This is a genomic window from Ramlibacter henchirensis (assembly GCF_004682015.1).
Lineage (GTDB): Bacteria > Pseudomonadota > Gammaproteobacteria > Burkholderiales > Burkholderiaceae_C > Ramlibacter > Ramlibacter henchirensis.
Genome location: NZ_SMLM01000002.1, coordinates 310570 through 328436 on the forward strand (window position 1 = coordinate 310570; position 17867 = coordinate 328436).

Sequence of the window (17867 nt, forward strand, 5' to 3'; positions counted from 1 at the left end):
CAGGAGCATGAACAAGTTCACCGTGCACAAGGGCGTGGTCGCCCCCATGGACCGGGAGAACGTCGACACCGACGCGATCATCCCCAAGCAGTTCCTCAAGTCGATCCGCAAGACCGGTTTCGGCCCCAACCTGTTCGACGAGTGGCGCTACCTCGACCCGGGCTATCCGGGGCAGGACCCGGCCAGCCGCAAGCCGAACCCGGACTTCGTGCTGAACCAGCCGCGTTACCGCGGCGCCTCGATCCTGCTGGCGCGCAAGAACTTCGGCTGCGGCTCCTCGCGCGAGCACGCGCCCTGGGCGCTGGAGCAGTACGGCTTCCGCGCGCTGATCGCGCCGAGCTACGCCGACATCTTCTTCAACAACAGTTTCAAGAACGGCATCCTGCCGATCGTGCTGCCGGAGGCCACGGTCTCCAGCCTGTTCGACGAGGTGAACGCCTTCCCGGGCTACGAGCTCACCATCGACCTCGAGCGGCAGGTGATCGTCAGGCCGCAGGGCGAGGAGATCGCCTTCGATGTGCAGCCCTTCCGCAAGTACTGCCTGATCAACGGATTCGATGACATCGGCCTGACGCTGCGGCACAGGGACAAGATCAAGGCCTTCGAAGCCGAGCGCCTGGCCGCCAAGCCCTGGCTCGCCCACACCCTGAACGGATGACAAGATGAAGATTGCAGTGCTGCCGGGCGATGGCATCGGCACCGAGATCGTGGCCGAGGCAGTCAAGGTCCTGAAGGTCCTGGACCTCAAGTTCGAGATGGAGACGGCGCCGGTCGGCGGCGCGGCGTACGAGGCACATGGCCATCCGCTGCCCGAGTCGACGCTCAAGCTCGCGAAGGCGGCCGACGCCATCCTGTTCGGCGCGGTGGGCGACTGGAAGTACGACAAGCTCGAACGCGCGCTGCGTCCGGAGCAGGCCATCCTCGGCCTGCGAAAGCACCTGGGCCTGTTCGCCAATTTCCGTCCGGCGATCTGCTACGAGCAGCTCACGCATGCTTCGAGCCTCAAGCCGGAGCTGGTGGCGGGACTGGACATCCTCATCATCCGCGAGCTGACCGGCGACATCTACTTCGGCCAGCCGCGCGGCCGCCGCACCGCGCCCGATGGTCACTTCCCCGGGACCGAAGAAGCGTTCGACACGATGCGCTACACGCGCCCGGAGATCGAGCGCATCGCGCACGTCGCGTTCCAGGCCGCCCGCAAGCGCAGCAAGCGCGTGACCAGCGTGGACAAGGCCAACGTGCTCGAGACGTTCCAGCTGTGGAAGGACGTGGTCACCGAAATCGGCAGGCAGTACCCGGACGTGGCGCTGGACCACATGTACGTGGACAACGCGGCCATGCAGCTGGTGAAGGCGCCCAAGAAGTTCGATGTGGTGGTCACCGGCAACATGTTCGGCGACATCCTGTCCGACGAAGCGGCGATGCTCACCGGCTCCATCGGCATGCTGCCCTCGGCGAGCCTGAACGCCGGGAACCAGGGCCTGTACGAACCGAGTCACGGCAGCGCGCCGGACATCGCCGGCAAGGGAATCGCCAACCCTTTGGCTACAATCCTTTCCGCTGCCATGATGCTCCGCTTCTCCCTGAACCAGCCCGAAGCCGCCGACCGGATCGAATCCGCGGTGAAGCACGTGCTCGCGTCCGGGCTGCGCACGGCGGACATCCACTCCGATGGCACCACGAGAGTCGGCACCCGCGAGATGGGCGACGCCGTCGTGGCCGCGATTACCAAGAAAACCACCAAGGGCTAGCCAGCTCCGGTTCGTCGCGCGCCTCCCCCGGGCCTGACGAGCCGGGGGAACCAGGATTCTTCTTCTCGAAAGGCGTTTGACGATGGCACTCAACAAGGCACAACAACCGCTCGTCGGCCTGGTCGGCTGGCGCGGCATGGTCGGCTCGGTCCTGATGGACCGCATGCAGGCCGAAGGCGACTTCGGCCTGATCGAGCCGGTCTTCTTCTCCACTTCCAATGCCGGTGGCAAGGCGCCCTCACAGGCGAAGAACGAGGCGCTCCTGAAGGACGCCTTCGACATCGAGGCGCTGAAGAAGTGCGACGTCGTCATCACCGCCCAGGGCGGCGACTACACCACTGAGGTGTACCCGAAACTGCGCGCCGCGGGTTGGACCGGGCACTGGATCGACGCCGCTTCCACGCTGCGGATGAAGGACGACGCCGTCATCATCCTGGACCCGGTGAACATGCCGGTCATCAGGAACGCGCTCGCCAAGGGCGGACGCAACTGGATCGGCGGCAACTGCACGGTGAGCTGCATGCTGATGGGCGTCGGCGCGCTCTACAAGGCCGGGCTGGTCGAGTGGATGAGCAGCATGACGTACCAGGCCGCGTCCGGCGGCGGCGCGCAGCACATGCGCGAACTGCTCACGCAGTTCGGCGCGCTCAACGCGGAAGTGAAGGCTCTGCTGGACGACCCCAAGTCGGCCATCCTCGAGATCGACCGCAAGGTGCTCGGCCGCCAGCAGTCGATGGCGGATCATGAGATGGAGAACTTCGGCGTGCCGCTGGGCGGCTCGCTCATCCCCTGGATCGACAAGGACCTCGGCGGTGGCGTCTCGCGTGAGGAATGGAAGGCCGGCGCGGAGACCAACAAGATCCTCGGCCAGGGTCCCGGCTTCGGCAGCGCGGCCGTTCCGGTCGACGGCTTCTGCGTGCGCGTGGGTGCGATGCGTTGCCACAGCCAGGCGCTGACCTTCAAGCTCAAGAAGGACGTGCCGCTGGCCGACATCGAAGCCATGATCGCCGCCGACAACGGGTGGGTGCGGGTGGTGCCGAACACGCGCGAGGCGACGTTGAAGGACCTGACACCCGTGGCGGTCACGGGCACGCTCAACATTCCGGTCGGTCGCCTTCGCAAGATGGCGATGGGGCCGGAGTACCTCGGCGCCTTCACCATCGGCGACCAGCTGCTGTGGGGTGCGGCCGAACCGTTGCGCCGAATGCTGCGCATCCTGCTCGACGCTTGATGCCGGCCTGAGCGGGACCGTGCCGTTTCGTTCCGTTACGGCACGTTGTCGAGGGGCAACAGGACAGTCGGCCCTGTTGGGGTGAATCTGGCGCTTCATGCATTAAGCGCTGTCTCAGCTTGTCGCCCTAACACATTGATGTTATGGTCCTTTTAGCTATTTCCGTCTCAAGGCGAATGTCCGCATGAAGAGAACAAAACTGCCTGCAGACCGAGCAGTGGGGGCCTCAACAACGACGAACACGCGGCAGTGGCAAGCCACTGCCGTCGCGCTTGCCGCCGCCGCGCTGTTGAGCCTGCCGTCCACTCCCGCGCAGGCGCTCGCGCTGGGCCGCGTCACGGTCCAGTCGGCCCTGGGCGAACCGCTGCGGGTGGAAGTCGACGTTCCCGAGATCACTCCGGATGAGGTCGCCAGCCTGAAGGTCAACGTCGCCCCGCAGGAAGCCTTCCGTGCGGCGGGCCTGGAATACAGCCCGGCGCTTTCCGGCATCAACGTTTCGCTGCAGCGCCGCTCCGACGGCCGCTATTACCTGCGGCTGGCCAGCGATCGGCCCGTGCAGGAGCCCTTCGTCGACCTGATCCTGGAGACTGCGTGGGCTTCCGGCCGCATCGTGCGCGACTTCACGATGCTCTTCGACCCGCCGAGCATGCGGCAGGGCCAGACGCCGATGACCGCGCAGGTCACGCCGTCCACTTCGCCGGTCCAGTCGGGCAGCGCAACGGCCAAGACTGAGTCACGCGCGGCCCCGGCGGCTGCAGCCCCCGTCACTCGCGGCCCCGCCGCTCCGGCGTCGGCTCCCGCTGCCGGATCCGCAACTTCCGGCGAAGGCAAGCAGGTCACCGTGCAGGCCGGCGAGACCGCCGGCCGCATCGCGGCAGCCAACAAGCACGAAACCGTTTCGCTCGACCAGATGCTGGTCGCGCTGCTTCGCGGCAACCCGAGCGCATTCGTCGACGGCAACGTCAACCGCCTGCGTGCCGGCACGGTGCTCAACATGCCGACGATCGAGCAGGCGCAAGCCATTCCGGCGGCCGAAGCCACCCAGACGCTGGTGGCGCAGAGCCGCGACTTCAACGAATTCCGCCGCCGCCTGGCCGAAGGCGTGGCGACCGCGCCCGCCACGGGCAGCAGCCGCGAAGCCAGCGGACGCGTCCAGGCCCAGGTCGAAGAAAAGCGCCCCGCCGCCACGGCTGCCGACAAGCTGACCCTGTCCAAGGGCGGCGTGCAAGCACGCGGCGCCGAGGACCGTGTCGCGCAGAACCGCGCGTCGCAAGACGCCGCCACCCGCGTCGCCGAACTCGACCGCAACATCAGCGAGCTGAACAAGCTCACGGGCTCCGTTCCGGCCGCCTCGGCCAGTGCGCCCAAGGCCAACACCTGGGCACCCGCGCCGTCCGCAACTGCCGCGGCCCGTCCGGCGTCGGGTCCCGCGTTGCCGTCCGTCGCGCTGCCTTCTGCCGCAACCACGGCGGCCCCCGCCCAAGCGGCGGCTGCTTCCGCCCCGGCCAAGGCCAGCACTCCCGTTGCCGCTGCGGCGCCTGCCAGCGCACCGGTCGCGACGCCTGCTGCGACCCCGGCTTCCGCCCCGGCTGCAACTTCGGTCACGCCTGCAACGCCGGCTTCGGCTCCGGACACCAGCGCCGCCGCTGCATCCACGCCGCCCGCCTCCGCCCCTGCCGTCCCAGCGACGGCGGCACGCCCGCCCGCGCCTGCTCCCGCAGTCGAGGAGCCCAGCTTCATCGACGAGTTGCTGGGCAACCCGATGGTCCCGGCCGCGCTCGGCGGTATCCTGGCGCTTCTGCTGGGTGTCGGGGGCTGGCGTACTTACCAGCGGCGTAAGTCGGCGCAGGTCGACAGCTCCTTCCTCGAGAGCCGCCTGCAGCCCGATTCGTTCTTCGGCGCCAGCGGCGGGCAGCGCATCGACACGGCCGAAGGCGCGCCCACCGGCTCCTCGATGGTCTACTCGCCCAGCCAGCTCGACGCGGCCGGTGACGTCGACCCCGTGGCCGAAGCCGACGTGTACCTGGCCTACGGCCGCGACCTGCAGGCCGAGGAAATCCTCAAGGAAGCCCTGCGGATCAACCCGCAGCGCATCGCCATCCACGTCAAGCTGCTGGAGATCTACTCCAAGCGCCGGGACGCCAAGGCGTTCGAACACCTGGCCGGCGACGCGTACAGCATCACCCGCGGCGAAGGTCCCGAGTGGGCCCGGGTCTGCGAACTCGGGCTGGAACTCGATCCTTCCAATCCGATGTACCAGCCGGGCGGCCATCCCTCGGGCGGCGCGCCTCTCGCGCCTCTCGCGCCTGCCGCGGCGCCGGTTGCAGCCGTGGCTGCTTCGGCCGCACTGGCGGGCGCCAGCGCGAAGGCAGCCCAAGACACCGGCTCCTCCGCCGTCGATCTGGACCTGGACTTTTCGCTGGACGATGCTCCCGCCGCGGCCAGCACGGCTCCGGGCGCACTGCAGACGAGCAGCTTCACGGCCACCAGGCCGGCGGCGGCTACGCCCTCGCTGGACACGAATTTCGCGGGCGCCACTTCGAAAGCGGCTGAAGCAAACGCCGTTTCCCTCGAGGCACCGCAGCTGACGCTGCCCGAGAACGGCCTCGACTTCAAGCCCGAGCCGGTCAAGGCCTCGCCCGCCGCAGCCTCTGCTCCGGTGGCTTCGGCCCCTGCCGATGGCATGCTCGAGTTCGACCTTGGCGGCCTCTCGCTCGACCTGCCCGGTGCGTCCACCGCGCCTGCGGCCAAGCAAGCCTCCGAACCCGGCGACTCCGCCATGAGCACCACCGGCCTCGAGGTGGTGGATGCCGGCGGCGAAGACCCGCTCGCCACCAAGCTCGCGCTCGCGCAGGAATTCAACGCCATCGGCGACGCCGACGGCGCCCGCAGCCTGGCCCAGGAAGTCATCGCCGAGGCCTCCGGCGACCTCAAGAGCAAGGCCCAGAAGTTCCTGGCGGAGATCGGCTGATCCCGCTTTCGCGCAAAGGCCGGCCGTGAGGTGGGCCCTCGGCATCAGCTACCTCGGACAGGCTTACGACGGCTGGCAAAGCCAGCCGTCGGGCCGGACGATCCAGGACCACCTCGAATCCGCCCTCGCCCAGTTCGCGGCGCAACCGGTGTCCACCGTCTGCGCAGGCCGCACCGACGCGGGCGTGCACGGCCTGATGCAGGTCGTCCACTTCGACACCGAAGTGACGCGGGAGCCCTTTTCCTGGGTTCGCGGCACCAACAGCTTCCTGCCACCCGATATCGCCGTGCAGTGGGCGCAGGCCGTCCCGGACGAATTCCACTCGCGCGCCAGCGCCCTCGCCCGCCGCTACGCCTATGTGCTGCTGGAATCGCCGGTGCGACCGAGCATCGAAAGCGGCCGCGCCGGCTGGGTGTTCCGGCCGCTCGATGAAGCCGCCTTGCGTGAAGCCGCCACGCGGCTGCTCGGCGAACACGACTTCACCTCCTTCCGCGCTTCTGCGTGCCAGGCGAAGTCGCCGGTGAAGACGATGCGCCGAATCGACATCACGCGGCATGGCCCGTACTGGCGCTTCGAGTTCGAAGCCAACGCCTTCCTGCACCACATGATCCGCAACATCATGGGTTGCCTCCTCGCGGTCGGCCAGGGACAGCGGACGCCTGAGTGGATCGCCGAGGTGCTCGCGGCGCGCGATCGCGATGCGGCCGCGCCCACCTTTCCGCCCGACGGCCTGTACTTCCTCGGTCCGATCTACGAGCCCCGCTGGGGCTTGCCCGATCGCACCGCCGCCTATGATTGGCTGCCATGACCGCTGCCTCGCACAACCCCCTGAGCCAGCGCACGCGGATCAAGATCTGCGGCCTCACCCGTGAGCAGGACGTCGATGCCGCCGTGCAGGCCGGCGCCGACGCCGTCGGTTTCGTGCTCTACCCGAAAAGCCCACGTTTCGTGGATGCGAAACGGGCCGCGCAACTCGCGCTTCGGCTGCCGCCCTTCGTCACGCCCGTGCTCCTGTTCGTCAACGAGCCGACGGAGAACGTGATCGCGGCCTGCGAGCAGGTGCCCGCGGCGATGCTTCAGTTCCACGGGGACGAAACGCCTGAACAGTGCCGCGCCGCCAGCGGCAACGGCGCGCGTCCCTGGATGCGCGCCGCCCGCATCCCCCTCGACGCGGCCCAGCCGTTCGACTTGATAAAATTTGCGACCCTCCACGAACAAGCCCGGGCCCTGCTCCTCGATGCGCACGTCGAAGGGTATGGCGGCGGCGGCAAGGCATTCGATTGGTCACGGCTTCCTCCAAGCGTCAACGCTCACCTCGTCTTGTCTGGTGGACTGACGCCTGCAAACGTGACCGATGGCATCGTGCAAGTGCGGCCGCGTTGCAGGACGCTGGCCGTTGATGTGAGCTCCGGGGTCGAAGCCGCCAAGGGCGTGAAGGACCCCGAAAAGATCCATCAGTTCGTCGCGGCCGTGCGCGCCGCCGACGCTCTCCTTGCAAGGTGCCCGAATGCCCTCCTATCAACAACCTGATCCGTCCGGCCACTTCGGCCCCTACGGCGGCAGCTTCGTCAGCGAGACGCTGACCCACGCGATCGAGCAGCTGCGCGAGGCCTACGCGCGCTGGCAGAACGACCCCGAGTTCCTGGCCGAATTCCGCTACGAGCTGGCCCACTTCGTCGGCCGCCCCTCGCCCGTCTACCACGCGCAGCGAATGAGCCGCGAGATGGGCGGCGCGCAGATCTACCTCAAGCGCGAAGACCTCAACCACACCGGCGCGCACAAGATCAACAACGTGATCGGCCAGGCCATGCTGGCGCGCCGCATGGGCAAGCCGCGCGTCATCGCCGAAACCGGCGCCGGCCAGCACGGCGTGGCCACGGCCACCATCTGCGCGCGCTACGGACTCGAATGCGTGGTCTACATGGGCAGCGAGGACGTCAAGCGCCAGAGCCCCAACGTCTACCGCATGAACCTGCTGGGCGCGCGTGTCGTGCCGGTGGAATCTGGCAGCAGGACGCTGAAGGACGCTCTCAACGAGGCGATGCGCGACTGGGTCACCAACGTCGAGAACACCTTCTACATCATCGGCACGGTGGCCGGCCCGCACCCTTACCCGATGATGGTGCGCGACTTCCAGAGCGTGATCGGCAACGAATGCCTGGAGCAGATGCCGAAGATGGCCGGCCGCCAGCCGGATGCCGTCATCGCCTGCGTGGGCGGCGGCAGCAACGCGATGGGCATCTTCCATCCCTACATCCCGTACGAAGCCACGCGCCTGATCGGCGTGGAAGCGGCCGGTGAAGGTCTGGAGAGCGGCAAGCACTCCGCTTCGCTGCAGCGCGGCAGCCCCGGCGTGCTGCACGGCAACCGCACCTACATCCTGCAGGATTCCAACGGCCAGATCACCGAAACGCACAGCGTGAGCGCCGGCCTCGACTACCCCGGCGTCGGCCCCGAGCACTCCTGGCTCAAGGACATCGGCCGCGCCGAGTACGTCGGCATCACCGACCAGGAGGCGCTGGAAGCCTTCCACTACCTGTGCCGCACCGAAGGCATCATCCCCGCGCTGGAATCCAGCCATGCCGTGGCCTATGCGATGAAGCTCGCGCCGACGATGCGGCCCGACCAGCACCTTTTGGTCAACCTGTCCGGCCGCGGCGACAAGGACATCGGCACCGTCGCGGACCTGGCGGGCGTCGATTTCTACGACCGGCCCTCGATGCGCGGCTTGAAGCTGAAGGGCGGCAAATGAGCCGCATCTCCGCCACGTTCGCACGACTCGCCGCCGCGCGCCGCAAGGCCCTCATTCCCTATGTCACCGCCGGTTTCCCGTTCGCCGACATCACGCCGGAGCTGATGCACGGCATGGTGGAAGCCGGGGCCGACGTCATCGAGCTCGGCGTGCCTTTCTCCGACCCGATGGCCGACGGGCCGGTGATCCAGAAAGCGGGCGAGAAGGCGCTGGCGCTGGGCGTCGGCATGACGCAAGTGCTCGCCATGGTGAGCGCCTTCCGCGAGCGGGATTCGCAGACGCCGGTCGTGCTCATGGGTTATGCCAATCCCGTCGAGCGCTACGACCTGGTGCACGGCCAGGGCACTTTCATCCGGGATGCGGCCAGTGCCGGCGTCGACGGCGTGCTGATCGTGGACTACCCGCCGGAGGAATGCGGCCAGTTCGCTAGCGACCTGAAGAAAGCCGGCCTGGACCTGATCTTCCTGCTCGCGCCCACCAGCACCGCCCGCCGCATGCAGCAGGTGGCCGAGGTGGCGAGCGGCTACGTCTACTACGTTGCGCTCAAGGGCGTGACCGGCGCCGGCCACCTGGATACCGCGACGGTCGAGCAGATGCTGCCGCGCATCCGCGAGCACGTGAAGGTTCCCGTCGGGGTCGGCTTCGGCATCCGCGATGCGGCCAGCGCGAAGGCCATCTCGAAAGTGGCCGACGCGGTGATCATCGGCACGAAGATCGTCCAGCTCGTCGAGCAGCAGCCGCGCGAGCGGGTCGTACCCGAAGTCGCGGCCTTCCTGCGCGAAATCCGCCAGGCGCTGGATCACTAGAATCCCATCAAACACAACGGAGCGCACCGCATGAGCTGGCTCGAAAAGCTGCTGCCCCCCAAGATCCAACAGACCGACCCGACCGAGCGCCGCAGCGTGCCCGAGGGCCTGTGGGTCAAGTGCCCGAGCTGCGAGACGGTCCTCTACAAGACGGACCTGGAGCACAACCAGAACGTCTGCCCGAGCTGCAGCCACCACCACCGCATCGGCGCGCGAGCCCGGCTCAACGGCTTCCTCGACCCCGAAGGCCGCTGGGAGATCGGACAGGAAGTGCTGCCGGTCGACGCGCTCAAGTTCAAGGACAGCCGCCGCTATCCCGAGCGGCTGAAGGAAGCGCTCGAGAACACCGGCGAGACCGATGCGCTGGTCGTCATGGGCGGCGCGGTGCACGGCATCAGCCTGGTGGCCGCGGCCTTCGAGTTCGACTTCATGGGCGGCAGCATGGGCAGCGTGGTCGGCGAGCGCTTCGCGCGCGGCGTGGAAAGTGCCCTCGAGCAGAAGGTGCCGTTCGTCTGCTTCACCGCGACCGGCGGCGCGCGCATGCAGGAAGGCCTGTTGTCGCTGATGCAGATGGCCAAGACCAACGCCGCGCTCACACGCCTCGCGAAGAAGGGGCTGCCCTACATCAGCGTGCTGACCGATCCCACCATGGGCGGCGTGAGCGCCGGTTTCGCTTTCATGGGCGACGTGGTCATCGCCGAACCCAAGGCGCTGATCGGCTTCGCCGGGCCGCGCGTGATCGAGTCGACGGTTCGCGTCACGCTGCCGGAAGGCTTCCAGCGCGCGGAGTTCCTGCAGCAGAAGGGCGGCGTCGATTTCATCTGCGACCGGCGCGAGCTGCGGATGAAGGTGGCCCACGTGCTGGCCATGCTGCAGCGCCAGCCCGCCGACGCGGTGATCTGACGGCGCGAGGCTAGAGGGCGGAGTTCGCCGCGGCGCGCAGCACCATCGAGATCACCTGCAGCACTACCAGCAGCGCCAGCGGCGACAGGTCGATCCCGCCCACCAACGGGATCACCCGGCGGAACGGCCGCAGCAGCGGTGCGCAGAGGCGGTCGATCACATCGGCCAGCGGTGATTCGCTCTGCACCCACGACAGGATCGCGTAAACGATCACCAGCGCCGTCAGCGCCGCCACGGCCAGCTGCAAAAGCCCGAACAGCGCGATCAGCGGAACGGCCGTGTAATCGCCGCGGCTGAACAGCGCCCACAGGATCGTGTACTGCGCCAGCTCGACGAGGTACGCCGCCACCAGGCTGGCCGTGTCCACCCGGCGGATCGACGGCAGCACGCGGCGAAGCGGCAGGATCAGCCAGTCGGTGATGGCGAACACGAAGCGTCCCACCGGGTTGCCGAACGGCACGCGCTGGTGCTGCATGTACAGGCGCAGCAGGCACGCGCCGCCCAGCAGGCCGGCCGCGACGTCCAGCAGAAAAGAAAGGATTTCTTGCGCCATCGCTCCCGCCTTCGTGTTGGCGTGGGATCATAGCGGCGTCACCTCGCAACCTCAGCTTGGCCACCGCGCTCACACTCCAGTCGCTCCCGCTGTTCCCGCTGGGCACGGTTCTGTTCCCCGGGGGCGTGTTGCCGCTGCGCATCTTCGAGGTGCGCTACCTCGACATGATCGGGCGCTGCCACAAGGCCGGCGCGCCGTTCGGCGTGGTGGCGCTCACGCAGGGCCATGAAGTTCGGCAACCCGGCGGCGGGCCCGAAGCCTTCGCGGCGGTGGGTACGCTGGCCACCATCGACGCGCTCGAGCATCCGCGGCCCGGCCTGATGATGATCCGTGCCGCCGGCCAGCAGCGCTTTCGCATCCGTGCGAGCGACCAGCTCAAGCATGGCTTGTGGATCGCCGACGTGGAGCGCATGGACGCCGACAAGGCGGTGCCGGTGCCAGACGATCTGGAGGCCACCTCGCTGGCGCTGGCCAAGGTGCTGCACTCGCTGCAGGAACGCGCCGCGACGCCGGAGCAGATGCCCGTGGCGCAGCCCTGGCGCTTGGACGATTGCGGATGGGTGGCGAATCGCTGGTGCGAGTTGCTGCCGCTGCCCGTGTCGCTCAAGCAGCGCCTGATGGAACTGGACAATCCGCTGGTCCGGCTCGAGCTGGTGAGCGACGTGCTCGTGAAGACGGGGATCTCGACCTAGGCCGCCTGGTCGACGGTGCCGGGCGGGCTGTACTCCGGCACCTGCTCCCGCAACCACCCTCGCAGCAGTTCTCCCGCCGGCGCGGCGCCGGCCCCTTCGATCCATTTCGCCACGGCTTCGATGTCCGGCAACGCGCCACCCGACTTGGCGACGCGAAGCTTCGGATGCGGCGTGGGCACCGTGGTCTCGTCGTTGGCGAGCAGTTCCTCGTAGAGCTTCTCGCCGGGCCGCAGGCCGATGTAGCTGATGGGGATCTCCTGCTCGGAGTGCCCCGAAAGCCGGATCAGCATGCGCGCGAGCTCCACGATGCGCACAGGCTCACCCATGTCCAGCACGAAGATCTCGCCGGACTGCCCCATCAGCCCGGCCTGGAGCACCAGCTGCGCCGCCTCCGGAATGGTCATGAAGTAGCGAACGATCTCCGGATGCGTGACGGTCACCGGCCCGCCGCGCGCGATCTGCGAAGCGAAGAGCGGCACCACCGATCCGCTCGACCCCAGCACGTTGCCGAACCGCACCGACACGAACCGCGTCTGCGGATACCGGCCCGCGACCGCCTGCACCAACATCTCGGCCAGGCGCTTGCTCGCGCCCATCACGTTCGTGGGATTGACCGCCTTGTCGGTGGAGATCATGACGAAGCGGCGCGCCCCGCACTCGCCCGCCACACGCGCGGCGTTCAGCGTTCCGATGACGTTGGTGCGCAGCGCCTCGATCTCGTTGAGCTGCTCCATCAGCGGCACATGCTTGTAGGCAGCGGCGTGGAAGACCACAGCGGGCCGGTGGCGCTGGGCGATCGCGGCCAGGCGCTGCGGCTCCCGCACGTTGCAGGTGTAGTAGAGGCCGCGCATCTGCGGGTGGCTGGCCCGGAGCTCCTGTTCGAGCTCGTAGATCGCGTATTCCGAGATGTCGAGGCAGACCAGCCGGGCCGCGCCGAAACGCGCGATCTGGCGGCACAGCTCGGAGCCGATGGAGCCGCCGGCGCCGGTCACCAGCACCGTCTGGCCGGACATCAGGTCCGAGAGGCCGGCTTCATCCAGCTGCACGGGTTCGCGGCCCAGCAGGTCTTCCAGTTCGACCCGGCGCGGCCCGGCGCCTTGCGCCTTGAGCCACTCGTCGGGCCTGGGCAGCGTGAGCAGCGGGATGCCCGCGTCCGTCGCCCCCAGCAAGGCCTGGCGCCGATCGTCCGAGCCCGGCGGGCTGGCCACGAGCGCGGTCTGCGCCTGCACTTCGGCGCAGGCCTGCGCCATCGCGTCGACACCCCCGAGCACCCGGACGTCCTGGATCGATCGGCCGACATCGCTCGGGATCGGGCTGACGATGCCGACCGGCAGCCACTCATGCGACCCCTTCAGGGCTCGCAGCGCATCGGCGGCATCCTGCAGCGACCCCACGATCAGCACGCGGCGGCCGCCCCCGTGGGCCGAGCGGCTTTCGACCACCGTGCGCCAGCCCGCGCGCGCCGCGCCCAGCAGCACCAGGGCCAGCACCGGCTGGAGCAGCAGCACGGAACGCGGGAAGTTGGGCAACCGCAGGGCCAGGAGCAGCGCCCCCGTGATCGCGCCGCCCACCACGATGCCGACCACGAGTTGGCGCAGCTCGGGGAGCCCGGTGTAGCTCCAGACATGGCGCCACACGCGCGCGACCACGAAAGCGGCTGCGTAAGCCACGACGCAGATGCCCAGGCCCTCCGATGCGAGGCCGATGAACTCGCCCGGCACCTCCAGGTTGAAGCGCAGCCAGAACGCCAGCCACCACGCCAGCGCGACCAGCGCGAGGTCGAGCGTGACGCGGGCAGCGCGCCTAGGCCACTGCATTCGATGTCGCGCCCAGCGCGTGCCGCAGGTGCAGGGCGATCCGCTCCAACTGCGCCCCGCTCAGGTTCGATCCCGAGGGCAGGCACAGGCCGCCTTCGAACAGACCGGCCGACACGTCGGCGCCCTCTGCGTGCGCGAAGAACGGCGCGCCGGCGTACAAGGGCTGCACCTGCATCGGCTTCCACACGGGCCGCGCCTCGATCGCGTGGCGCTCCAGCTGCCGCACGACCGCGTCGCGCCGTGCCTGCGCATCGGGGCCGCGCAGCACCAGGCAGCTCAGCCAGCGGGTGGACACGCTGCCCGCGAATTCGGGCATCCACTCGACGCCCTCGCAGCCGGAAAGTGCCTGGCGGTAGGTCTCGAACACCTCGCGCCGACGCTGCACGCGCTGCGCCAGCACCTTGAGCTGGCCGCGGCCGATGCCCGCCAGCACGTTGCTCATGCGGTAGTTGAAGCCGATCTCGCGGTGCTCGTAGTGGCCCGCCGGCTCCCGCGCCTGCGTCGCCAGCTTGCGCGCACGCGCCACCAGCGAAGCGTCATCCGACACGAGCACGCCGCCGCCGGAGGTGGTGATGATCTTGTTGCCGTTGAAGGAGAACACGCCCACGTCGCCGAAGCTCCCGCTGGCGCGTCCCCGGTACGTCGCGCCCAGGGATTCGGCCGCGTCTTCCAGCACCGGGACGCCGTGACGGCGGCACACCGGCAGCAGCGCGTCCATGTCAGCGCTCTGGCCGTAGAGGTTCACGATCACCACGCAGCGTGGCATCCGGTTCTCGCGCCGCGCCCATTCGAAGGCGCGTTCCAGGGCGGCGGGCGACATGTTCCAGCTGCCCGGCTCCGAATCGATGAACACCGGCTTCGCGCCGCAGTACAGGATGGGATTGCAGCTCCCGACGAACGTCAGCGACGAGCAGAACACCGTATCGCCCGGCTGCACGCCCAGCAGCAGCAGCCCGAGGTGGATCGCGGCCGTCCCGGAGCTGAGCGCGGCGGCGTGGCCGACGCCGGTGAAGGCCGCCACCTCGCGCTCGAAGCCGTCGACGTGCGGCCCGAGCGGCGCGATCCAGTTCGAGCGGAACGCGTCCTCCACGAAGGCGGTTTCCTCTTCCCCCAGGTGCGGCGGCGACAGCCAGATGCGGCCCGCGAGTTCCCGGCTGTGGATCAGGTCGATGGGGCGGCCCTGCGCATCGACCACGGGGACATGGCTGATGCGGTGCTGCTCCATCAGCCGGCGGGCAGCCGTCGCGTCCGCGTCGTCGCGCACACAGATCGGCGGGTTCGATGGCAGGTCGGCCAGCGTCGCGCCCGGCGCTGCCGAGGCCAGCATGGCGCGGCGCAGGTCGCCGTCGGTGACCGTGCGTCGCAGCACGCCTTGCGTGTCGACGGCCAGCAGGATGCCCTCGCCCTCGCTGTCCATCCGCTGCACGGCCTCGGTCCAGGTGAGCGAAAGCGGCACCAGCAGGCGCGTAACGAGCGGGCTGGCGGCTTCAGTACGCATTGGTCTTGTCCAGCAGGCTGCGCGGCAAGGGATGCGTCCCCAGCAGCTCGGCGATGCGCTCGCCCGCGCGTCCGTCGCCGTAGACGTTCTCGCGCGAGTAACGGCCGTGCCCCACGGCCTCGCGCAACGCCGCGGCGATCTGTGCGGTGTCGGTGCCGCAGTCGATGGTGTTGGCGTTGCGCTGCCGCAGCCGCTGGCGCGTGCCCACGTTCACCACCGGCGTGCCGAAGGAGGCGGCCTCGATGATTCCGGACGAGGAATTGCCGGCCAGCAGTTCCGCGCCCTCGAGCGCATCGAGGTAGTCGGCTCGCGGCACGTGGGTGAGGCAGTGCAGGCGGTCGCCCGTTGCGCGCTGCATCTCCTGCACGATCGCGCCCGAACCGGCGTCGGCATTGGGGGCCAGCCAGACCGCATGCAGGCCTTGCGAAAGCACTTCGTCGCGCACGGCCTGCAGCAGCGCGCGGGTCTGCGCGCCGGCGTCGCCGGCTTCCTGCACGACGGGATGGAACAGCACCAGGGCGTAGCGCGCGCCCGCAGGCAGGCCCAGGCGGTGCAGCAGCGCCTCGCGCGCGGACGGCTTGCGGCCGACGATCTCGTCCAGGCCCGGCGCGCCGACCACGTGAACGTGCTCCGGCAATTCGCCCATGCGAATGACGCGATCGCGTGACTCTTCGCTCGCCACCAGATGCAGATGGCTGAGCTTGGTGATCGCGTGCCGCACCGGTTCGTCCACCGTGCCTGAGCGCTCGCCACCGTGCAGGTGCGCGATCGGAATTCCGAGGTGCAGCGCCGCGATCGCGCCGGCGAGCATCTCTCCCCGGTCTCCGAGCAGCAGCAGCAGGTCGGGCCGGTGGACGGCCAATGCGCGCGTCAGGCCCTGGACGGTGTCCCCGATCGCGTTCGCCATCGCCTCCGGCGTGCGCTCGTCGATGTTCACCGGCACGCTGGCCGCGATGGGCAGGCCGGAAGCCTCGACCTCACGCACGGTGTCGCCGTACGCCGCGCTCAGGTGCATGCCCGTCACGAACGTGCTCACCTCGACGCCCGGCATCGCTTGCAGGCGCCGCAGGGTGGACACCATCAAGCCGAAATCGGCGCGGGTCCCGGTGAGGTAGGCGATGCGGCGCATCAGCCGCCCTCCTCCAGCATCGACCACTGCAAGGGCACGTCGGCCGCCACCGGTTCGCGCAAGCGGCGGCCGGGAAGAGCCTCGAGCCGATCCGGCGCGATGCCGGTGCCCGGCCGGCGCAGCGCGAGGTCGTCCGCGGCGAGCACATGGCCGGCGGGCAGGCTGCGCGTGCTCACGACGCTGCGTCGCGCAACGTCGCGCGTGTTCTCCTCGACCGGATGAGGACGCTTGATGCCGTCGCCGAGCATCGGCTCCAGCCGGCGGAGCGCCGAAACCATCGCGGCGAACTCCGCGGGATCGGCGGACGCGCGGTGATCGGGTCCGGGAAGTTTCTTGTCCAGCGTCAGGTGCTTCTCGACCACGGCCGCCCCGAGCGAGACCGCCGCGAGTGCCGCTTCGATGCCCTGGCTGTGGTCCGAGTAGCCGATCGGCAGCGCCGGAAACGCCCCGGCCAGCGCGCCGATTGCGCGCAGGTTGAGCGCTTCGGCGGGCGCCGGATACGCGGACGTGCAATGCAGCAGCACCAGCGCCGGAGAAGCGGATGGCCTCGCGCCGCGCGCCCACGCCGCTTCGATCCAGCCCACGGCGGTGCGCACTTCTTCGAGCGTCGACATGCCGGTGGACAGCAGCAGCGGCAGCCCCGTCATCGCCGCCTTCTGCAGCAGCGGCCGGTTGGTGATCTCGCCCGAAGGCAGCTTGACCCGCCGCACGCCCAGCCCTACCAGCAGGTCGACGGCTTGCGGCGAGAAGGGCGTGGAGAAGAACTCGATGCCGATGCGGGCGCAATGCCGCGCCACGCGCCGGTGGCCTTCCTCGTCCAGTTCGAGCGCCTTGATCATCTCGAACTGGCTGGTGGCACCGGTGTTGGTGCGCTGGTAGTCGGCGGTCGGCGCCGAGGCGCTCACCACGTCCTCGGCGCGGAAGGTCTGGAACTTGACCGCGTCGGCGCCGGTCGCCAGTGCGGCATCGGCCAACGCGATGGCCATCTCCGGATCACCGTTGTGGTTGACCCCGGCTTCCGCGATGACGAAGGTTCGCGGCGCACTAGCGGCCATGCGCTGCTCCTGCTGATCGGGAACGCTGCAACAGCCACTCGGCCAGCTCGAAATCCTCCAGGTCATCGATGTCGAGGGAAAGGCTGCGCGGCATGGCGTACGGCTTGGCGAGCACGCTCCAGAACCCTTGCGCAATGGCCCTGGGCAGGGCCGACCGTCGCCAGACGTAGATCGAGCCGTTCAATCCCCACACCGCCGGCGCGTCCTGCCGGCGCGCGACTGAACCCGGCTTGCTCAACCGCAGCCAGCCTTGGGCATCGGCCTCCGCCATCGTGTAGTACGGGTTGTGCGAGGGCTCCGTCACGCTCACGACGAGGTCGGCATCGCCCAGCAATGCCAGTGCGGCTTCGATGTCCCGCGGCGCGCGCAGGGGCGAGGTCGGCTGCAGGTCCACCACCGTGTCCACTGCAAGGCCTTCGCTTTCCAGGCGCGAAACAAGGTGCTCGATCGCGGGCAGCTTGGGCGCTTCATCGGTGGCCAGTTCCGCAGGCCGCAGGTACGGCACCTTCGCGCCCGCCCCGCGCGCGACTTCGGCGATGGCCGGATCGTCGGTCGAGACGAAAACGCCTTCGATACCGCGCGCGGCCAGCGCCTGCTCGATCGTGTGGACGATCAGCGGCTTGCCCGCCAGCGGCCGCAGGTTCTTGCCCGGCAGGCCCTTGCTGCCGCCGCGGGCGCAGATGGTGGCGATGGTGCGGGCCATGGCTAG

At 69.1% G+C, this 17867-nt stretch carries 16 protein-coding genes; 10 read left to right on the forward strand and 6 right to left on the reverse strand.

Translation table 11 applies throughout. The features are described from left to right. Positions 1-7: 7 nt before the first annotated feature. From leuD to accD, 9 genes are all read left to right on the forward strand, one after another. Positions 8-658 (forward strand): 3-isopropylmalate dehydratase small subunit, encoded by a 651-nt coding sequence (leuD, locus tag EZ313_RS14245; RefSeq protein WP_135263951.1) that lies wholly within the window; start codon positions 8-10, stop codon positions 656-658. A 4-nt stretch (positions 659-662) separates the two neighbouring features. Continuing rightward, positions 663-1751, forward strand: a complete 1089-nt coding sequence (gene leuB / locus EZ313_RS14250; RefSeq protein ID WP_135263952.1) for a 3-isopropylmalate dehydrogenase — start codon at positions 663-665, stop codon at positions 1749-1751. A gap of 82 nt (positions 1752-1833) precedes the next feature. Next, on the forward strand, positions 1834-2982 hold the full coding sequence (gene asd, locus EZ313_RS14255) for an aspartate-semialdehyde dehydrogenase (protein ID WP_135263953.1): 1149 nt from the start codon (positions 1834-1836) through the stop codon (positions 2980-2982). A 217-nt stretch (positions 2983-3199) separates the two neighbouring features. Then, entirely contained in the window at positions 3200-5953 is a 2754-nt protein-coding gene (locus EZ313_RS14260) for a motility hub landmark protein FimV (protein WP_240788653.1), read from the forward strand. Between the two features lie 25 nt (positions 5954-5978). After that, complete coding sequence (gene truA, locus EZ313_RS14265) at positions 5979-6761, forward strand: tRNA pseudouridine(38-40) synthase TruA (RefSeq protein ID WP_135263955.1); 783 nt, start codon at positions 5979-5981, stop codon at positions 6759-6761. After that, positions 6758-7483 (forward strand): phosphoribosylanthranilate isomerase, encoded by a 726-nt coding sequence (locus tag EZ313_RS14270; RefSeq protein WP_135263956.1) that lies wholly within the window; start codon positions 6758-6760, stop codon positions 7481-7483. The genes truA and EZ313_RS14270 overlap by 4 nt, the downstream gene beginning before the upstream one ends. Beyond that, positions 7461-8705: a tryptophan synthase subunit beta gene (gene trpB, locus EZ313_RS14275; RefSeq protein ID WP_135263957.1), complete on the forward strand. Its 1245-nt coding sequence runs from the start codon at positions 7461-7463 to the stop codon at positions 8703-8705. Before EZ313_RS14270 ends, trpB begins: the two co-directional genes overlap by 23 nt. Beyond that, on the forward strand, positions 8702-9511 hold the full coding sequence (gene trpA, locus EZ313_RS14280) for a tryptophan synthase subunit alpha (protein WP_135263958.1): 810 nt from the start codon (positions 8702-8704) through the stop codon (positions 9509-9511). The genes trpB and trpA overlap by 4 nt, the downstream gene beginning before the upstream one ends. Positions 9512-9541: 30 nt before the next feature. Beyond that, complete coding sequence (gene accD / locus EZ313_RS14285; RefSeq protein ID WP_135263959.1) at positions 9542-10414, forward strand: acetyl-CoA carboxylase, carboxyltransferase subunit beta; 873 nt, start codon at positions 9542-9544, stop codon at positions 10412-10414. A 10-nt stretch (positions 10415-10424) separates the two neighbouring features. Here the strand turns inward: accD and EZ313_RS14290 are convergent, their stop codons facing one another. Then, the gene (locus EZ313_RS14290) at positions 10425-10967 is read right to left on the reverse strand and encodes a YggT family protein (protein ID WP_135263960.1); all 543 of its coding nucleotides are present in this window, start codon (positions 10965-10967) and stop codon (positions 10425-10427) included. A 56-nt stretch (positions 10968-11023) separates the two neighbouring features. Here EZ313_RS14290 and EZ313_RS14295 point away from each other — a divergent pair, with 56 nt between their 5' ends. Beyond that, the gene (locus EZ313_RS14295; protein ID WP_135263961.1) at positions 11024-11659 is read left to right on the forward strand and encodes an LON peptidase substrate-binding domain-containing protein; all 636 of its coding nucleotides are present in this window, start codon (positions 11024-11026) and stop codon (positions 11657-11659) included. On the opposite strand, the gene EZ313_RS14300 is transcribed toward EZ313_RS14295, so the two are convergent. The 5 genes from EZ313_RS14300 to EZ313_RS14320 are packed head-to-tail and all read right to left on the reverse strand — an operon-like array spanning position 11656 to position 17861. Then, a complete protein-coding gene (locus tag EZ313_RS14300) occupies positions 11656-13476 on the reverse strand; it encodes a polysaccharide biosynthesis protein (RefSeq protein ID WP_135263962.1) in 1821 nt (606 codons plus the stop codon). The two genes, EZ313_RS14295 and EZ313_RS14300, sit on opposite strands and share 4 nt — an antisense overlap. Then, positions 13463-14974 carry an aminotransferase class I/II-fold pyridoxal phosphate-dependent enzyme gene (locus tag EZ313_RS14305; protein ID WP_276606964.1) on the reverse strand — a complete coding sequence of 504 codons (1512 nt, stop codon included), beginning with the start codon at positions 14972-14974 and terminating at the stop codon, positions 13463-13465. The genes EZ313_RS14300 and EZ313_RS14305 overlap by 14 nt, the downstream gene beginning before the upstream one ends. Further along, positions 14964-16103: a UDP-N-acetylglucosamine 2-epimerase gene (gene neuC / locus EZ313_RS14310; RefSeq protein ID WP_167772584.1), complete on the reverse strand. Its 1140-nt coding sequence runs from the start codon at positions 16101-16103 to the stop codon at positions 14964-14966. Before neuC ends, EZ313_RS14305 begins: the two co-directional genes overlap by 11 nt. Continuing rightward, entirely contained in the window at positions 16103-17158 is a 1056-nt protein-coding gene (gene neuB / locus EZ313_RS14315; protein WP_135263963.1) for an N-acetylneuraminate synthase, read from the reverse strand. The genes neuC and neuB overlap by 1 nt, the downstream gene beginning before the upstream one ends. After that, entirely contained in the window at positions 17148-17861 is a 714-nt protein-coding gene (locus EZ313_RS14320) for an acylneuraminate cytidylyltransferase family protein (protein WP_135263964.1), read from the reverse strand. The genes neuB and EZ313_RS14320 overlap by 11 nt, the downstream gene beginning before the upstream one ends. Between the last annotated feature and the right edge of the window lie 6 nt (positions 17862-17867).

Excerpts from the sequence above, each read along its gene's own strand:
- asd (WP_135263953.1), top strand. The coding sequence starts at position 1,834 with ATGGCACTCAACAAGGCACAACAACCGCTCGTCGGCCTGGTCGGCTGG.
- EZ313_RS14320 (WP_135263964.1), bottom strand. The coding sequence starts at position 17,861 with ATGGCCCGCACCATCGCCACCATCTGCGCCCGCGGCGGCAGCAAGGGC.
- neuB (WP_135263963.1), bottom strand. The coding sequence starts at position 17,158 with ATGGCCGCTAGTGCGCCGCGAACCTTCGTCATCGCGGAAGCCGGGGTC.
- leuB (WP_135263952.1), top strand. The coding sequence starts at position 663 with ATGAAGATTGCAGTGCTGCCGGGCGATGGCATCGGCACCGAGATCGTG.
- EZ313_RS14300 (WP_135263962.1), bottom strand. The coding sequence starts at position 13,476 with ATGCAGTGGCCTAGGCGCGCTGCCCGCGTCACGCTCGACCTCGCGCTG.
- EZ313_RS14290 (WP_135263960.1), bottom strand. The coding sequence starts at position 10,967 with ATGGCGCAAGAAATCCTTTCTTTTCTGCTGGACGTCGCGGCCGGCCTG.
- accD (WP_135263959.1), top strand. The coding sequence starts at position 9,542 with ATGAGCTGGCTCGAAAAGCTGCTGCCCCCCAAGATCCAACAGACCGAC.
- EZ313_RS14305 (WP_276606964.1), bottom strand. The coding sequence starts at position 14,974 with ATGCGTACTGAAGCCGCCAGCCCGCTCGTTACGCGCCTGCTGGTGCCG.
- trpA (WP_135263958.1), top strand. The coding sequence starts at position 8,702 with ATGAGCCGCATCTCCGCCACGTTCGCACGACTCGCCGCCGCGCGCCGC.
- leuD (WP_135263951.1), top strand. The coding sequence starts at position 8 with ATGAACAAGTTCACCGTGCACAAGGGCGTGGTCGCCCCCATGGACCGG.
- trpB (WP_135263957.1), top strand. The coding sequence starts at position 7,461 with ATGCCCTCCTATCAACAACCTGATCCGTCCGGCCACTTCGGCCCCTAC.
- EZ313_RS14270 (WP_135263956.1), top strand. The coding sequence starts at position 6,758 with ATGACCGCTGCCTCGCACAACCCCCTGAGCCAGCGCACGCGGATCAAG.
- neuC (WP_167772584.1), bottom strand. The coding sequence starts at position 16,103 with ATGCGCCGCATCGCCTACCTCACCGGGACCCGCGCCGATTTCGGCTTG.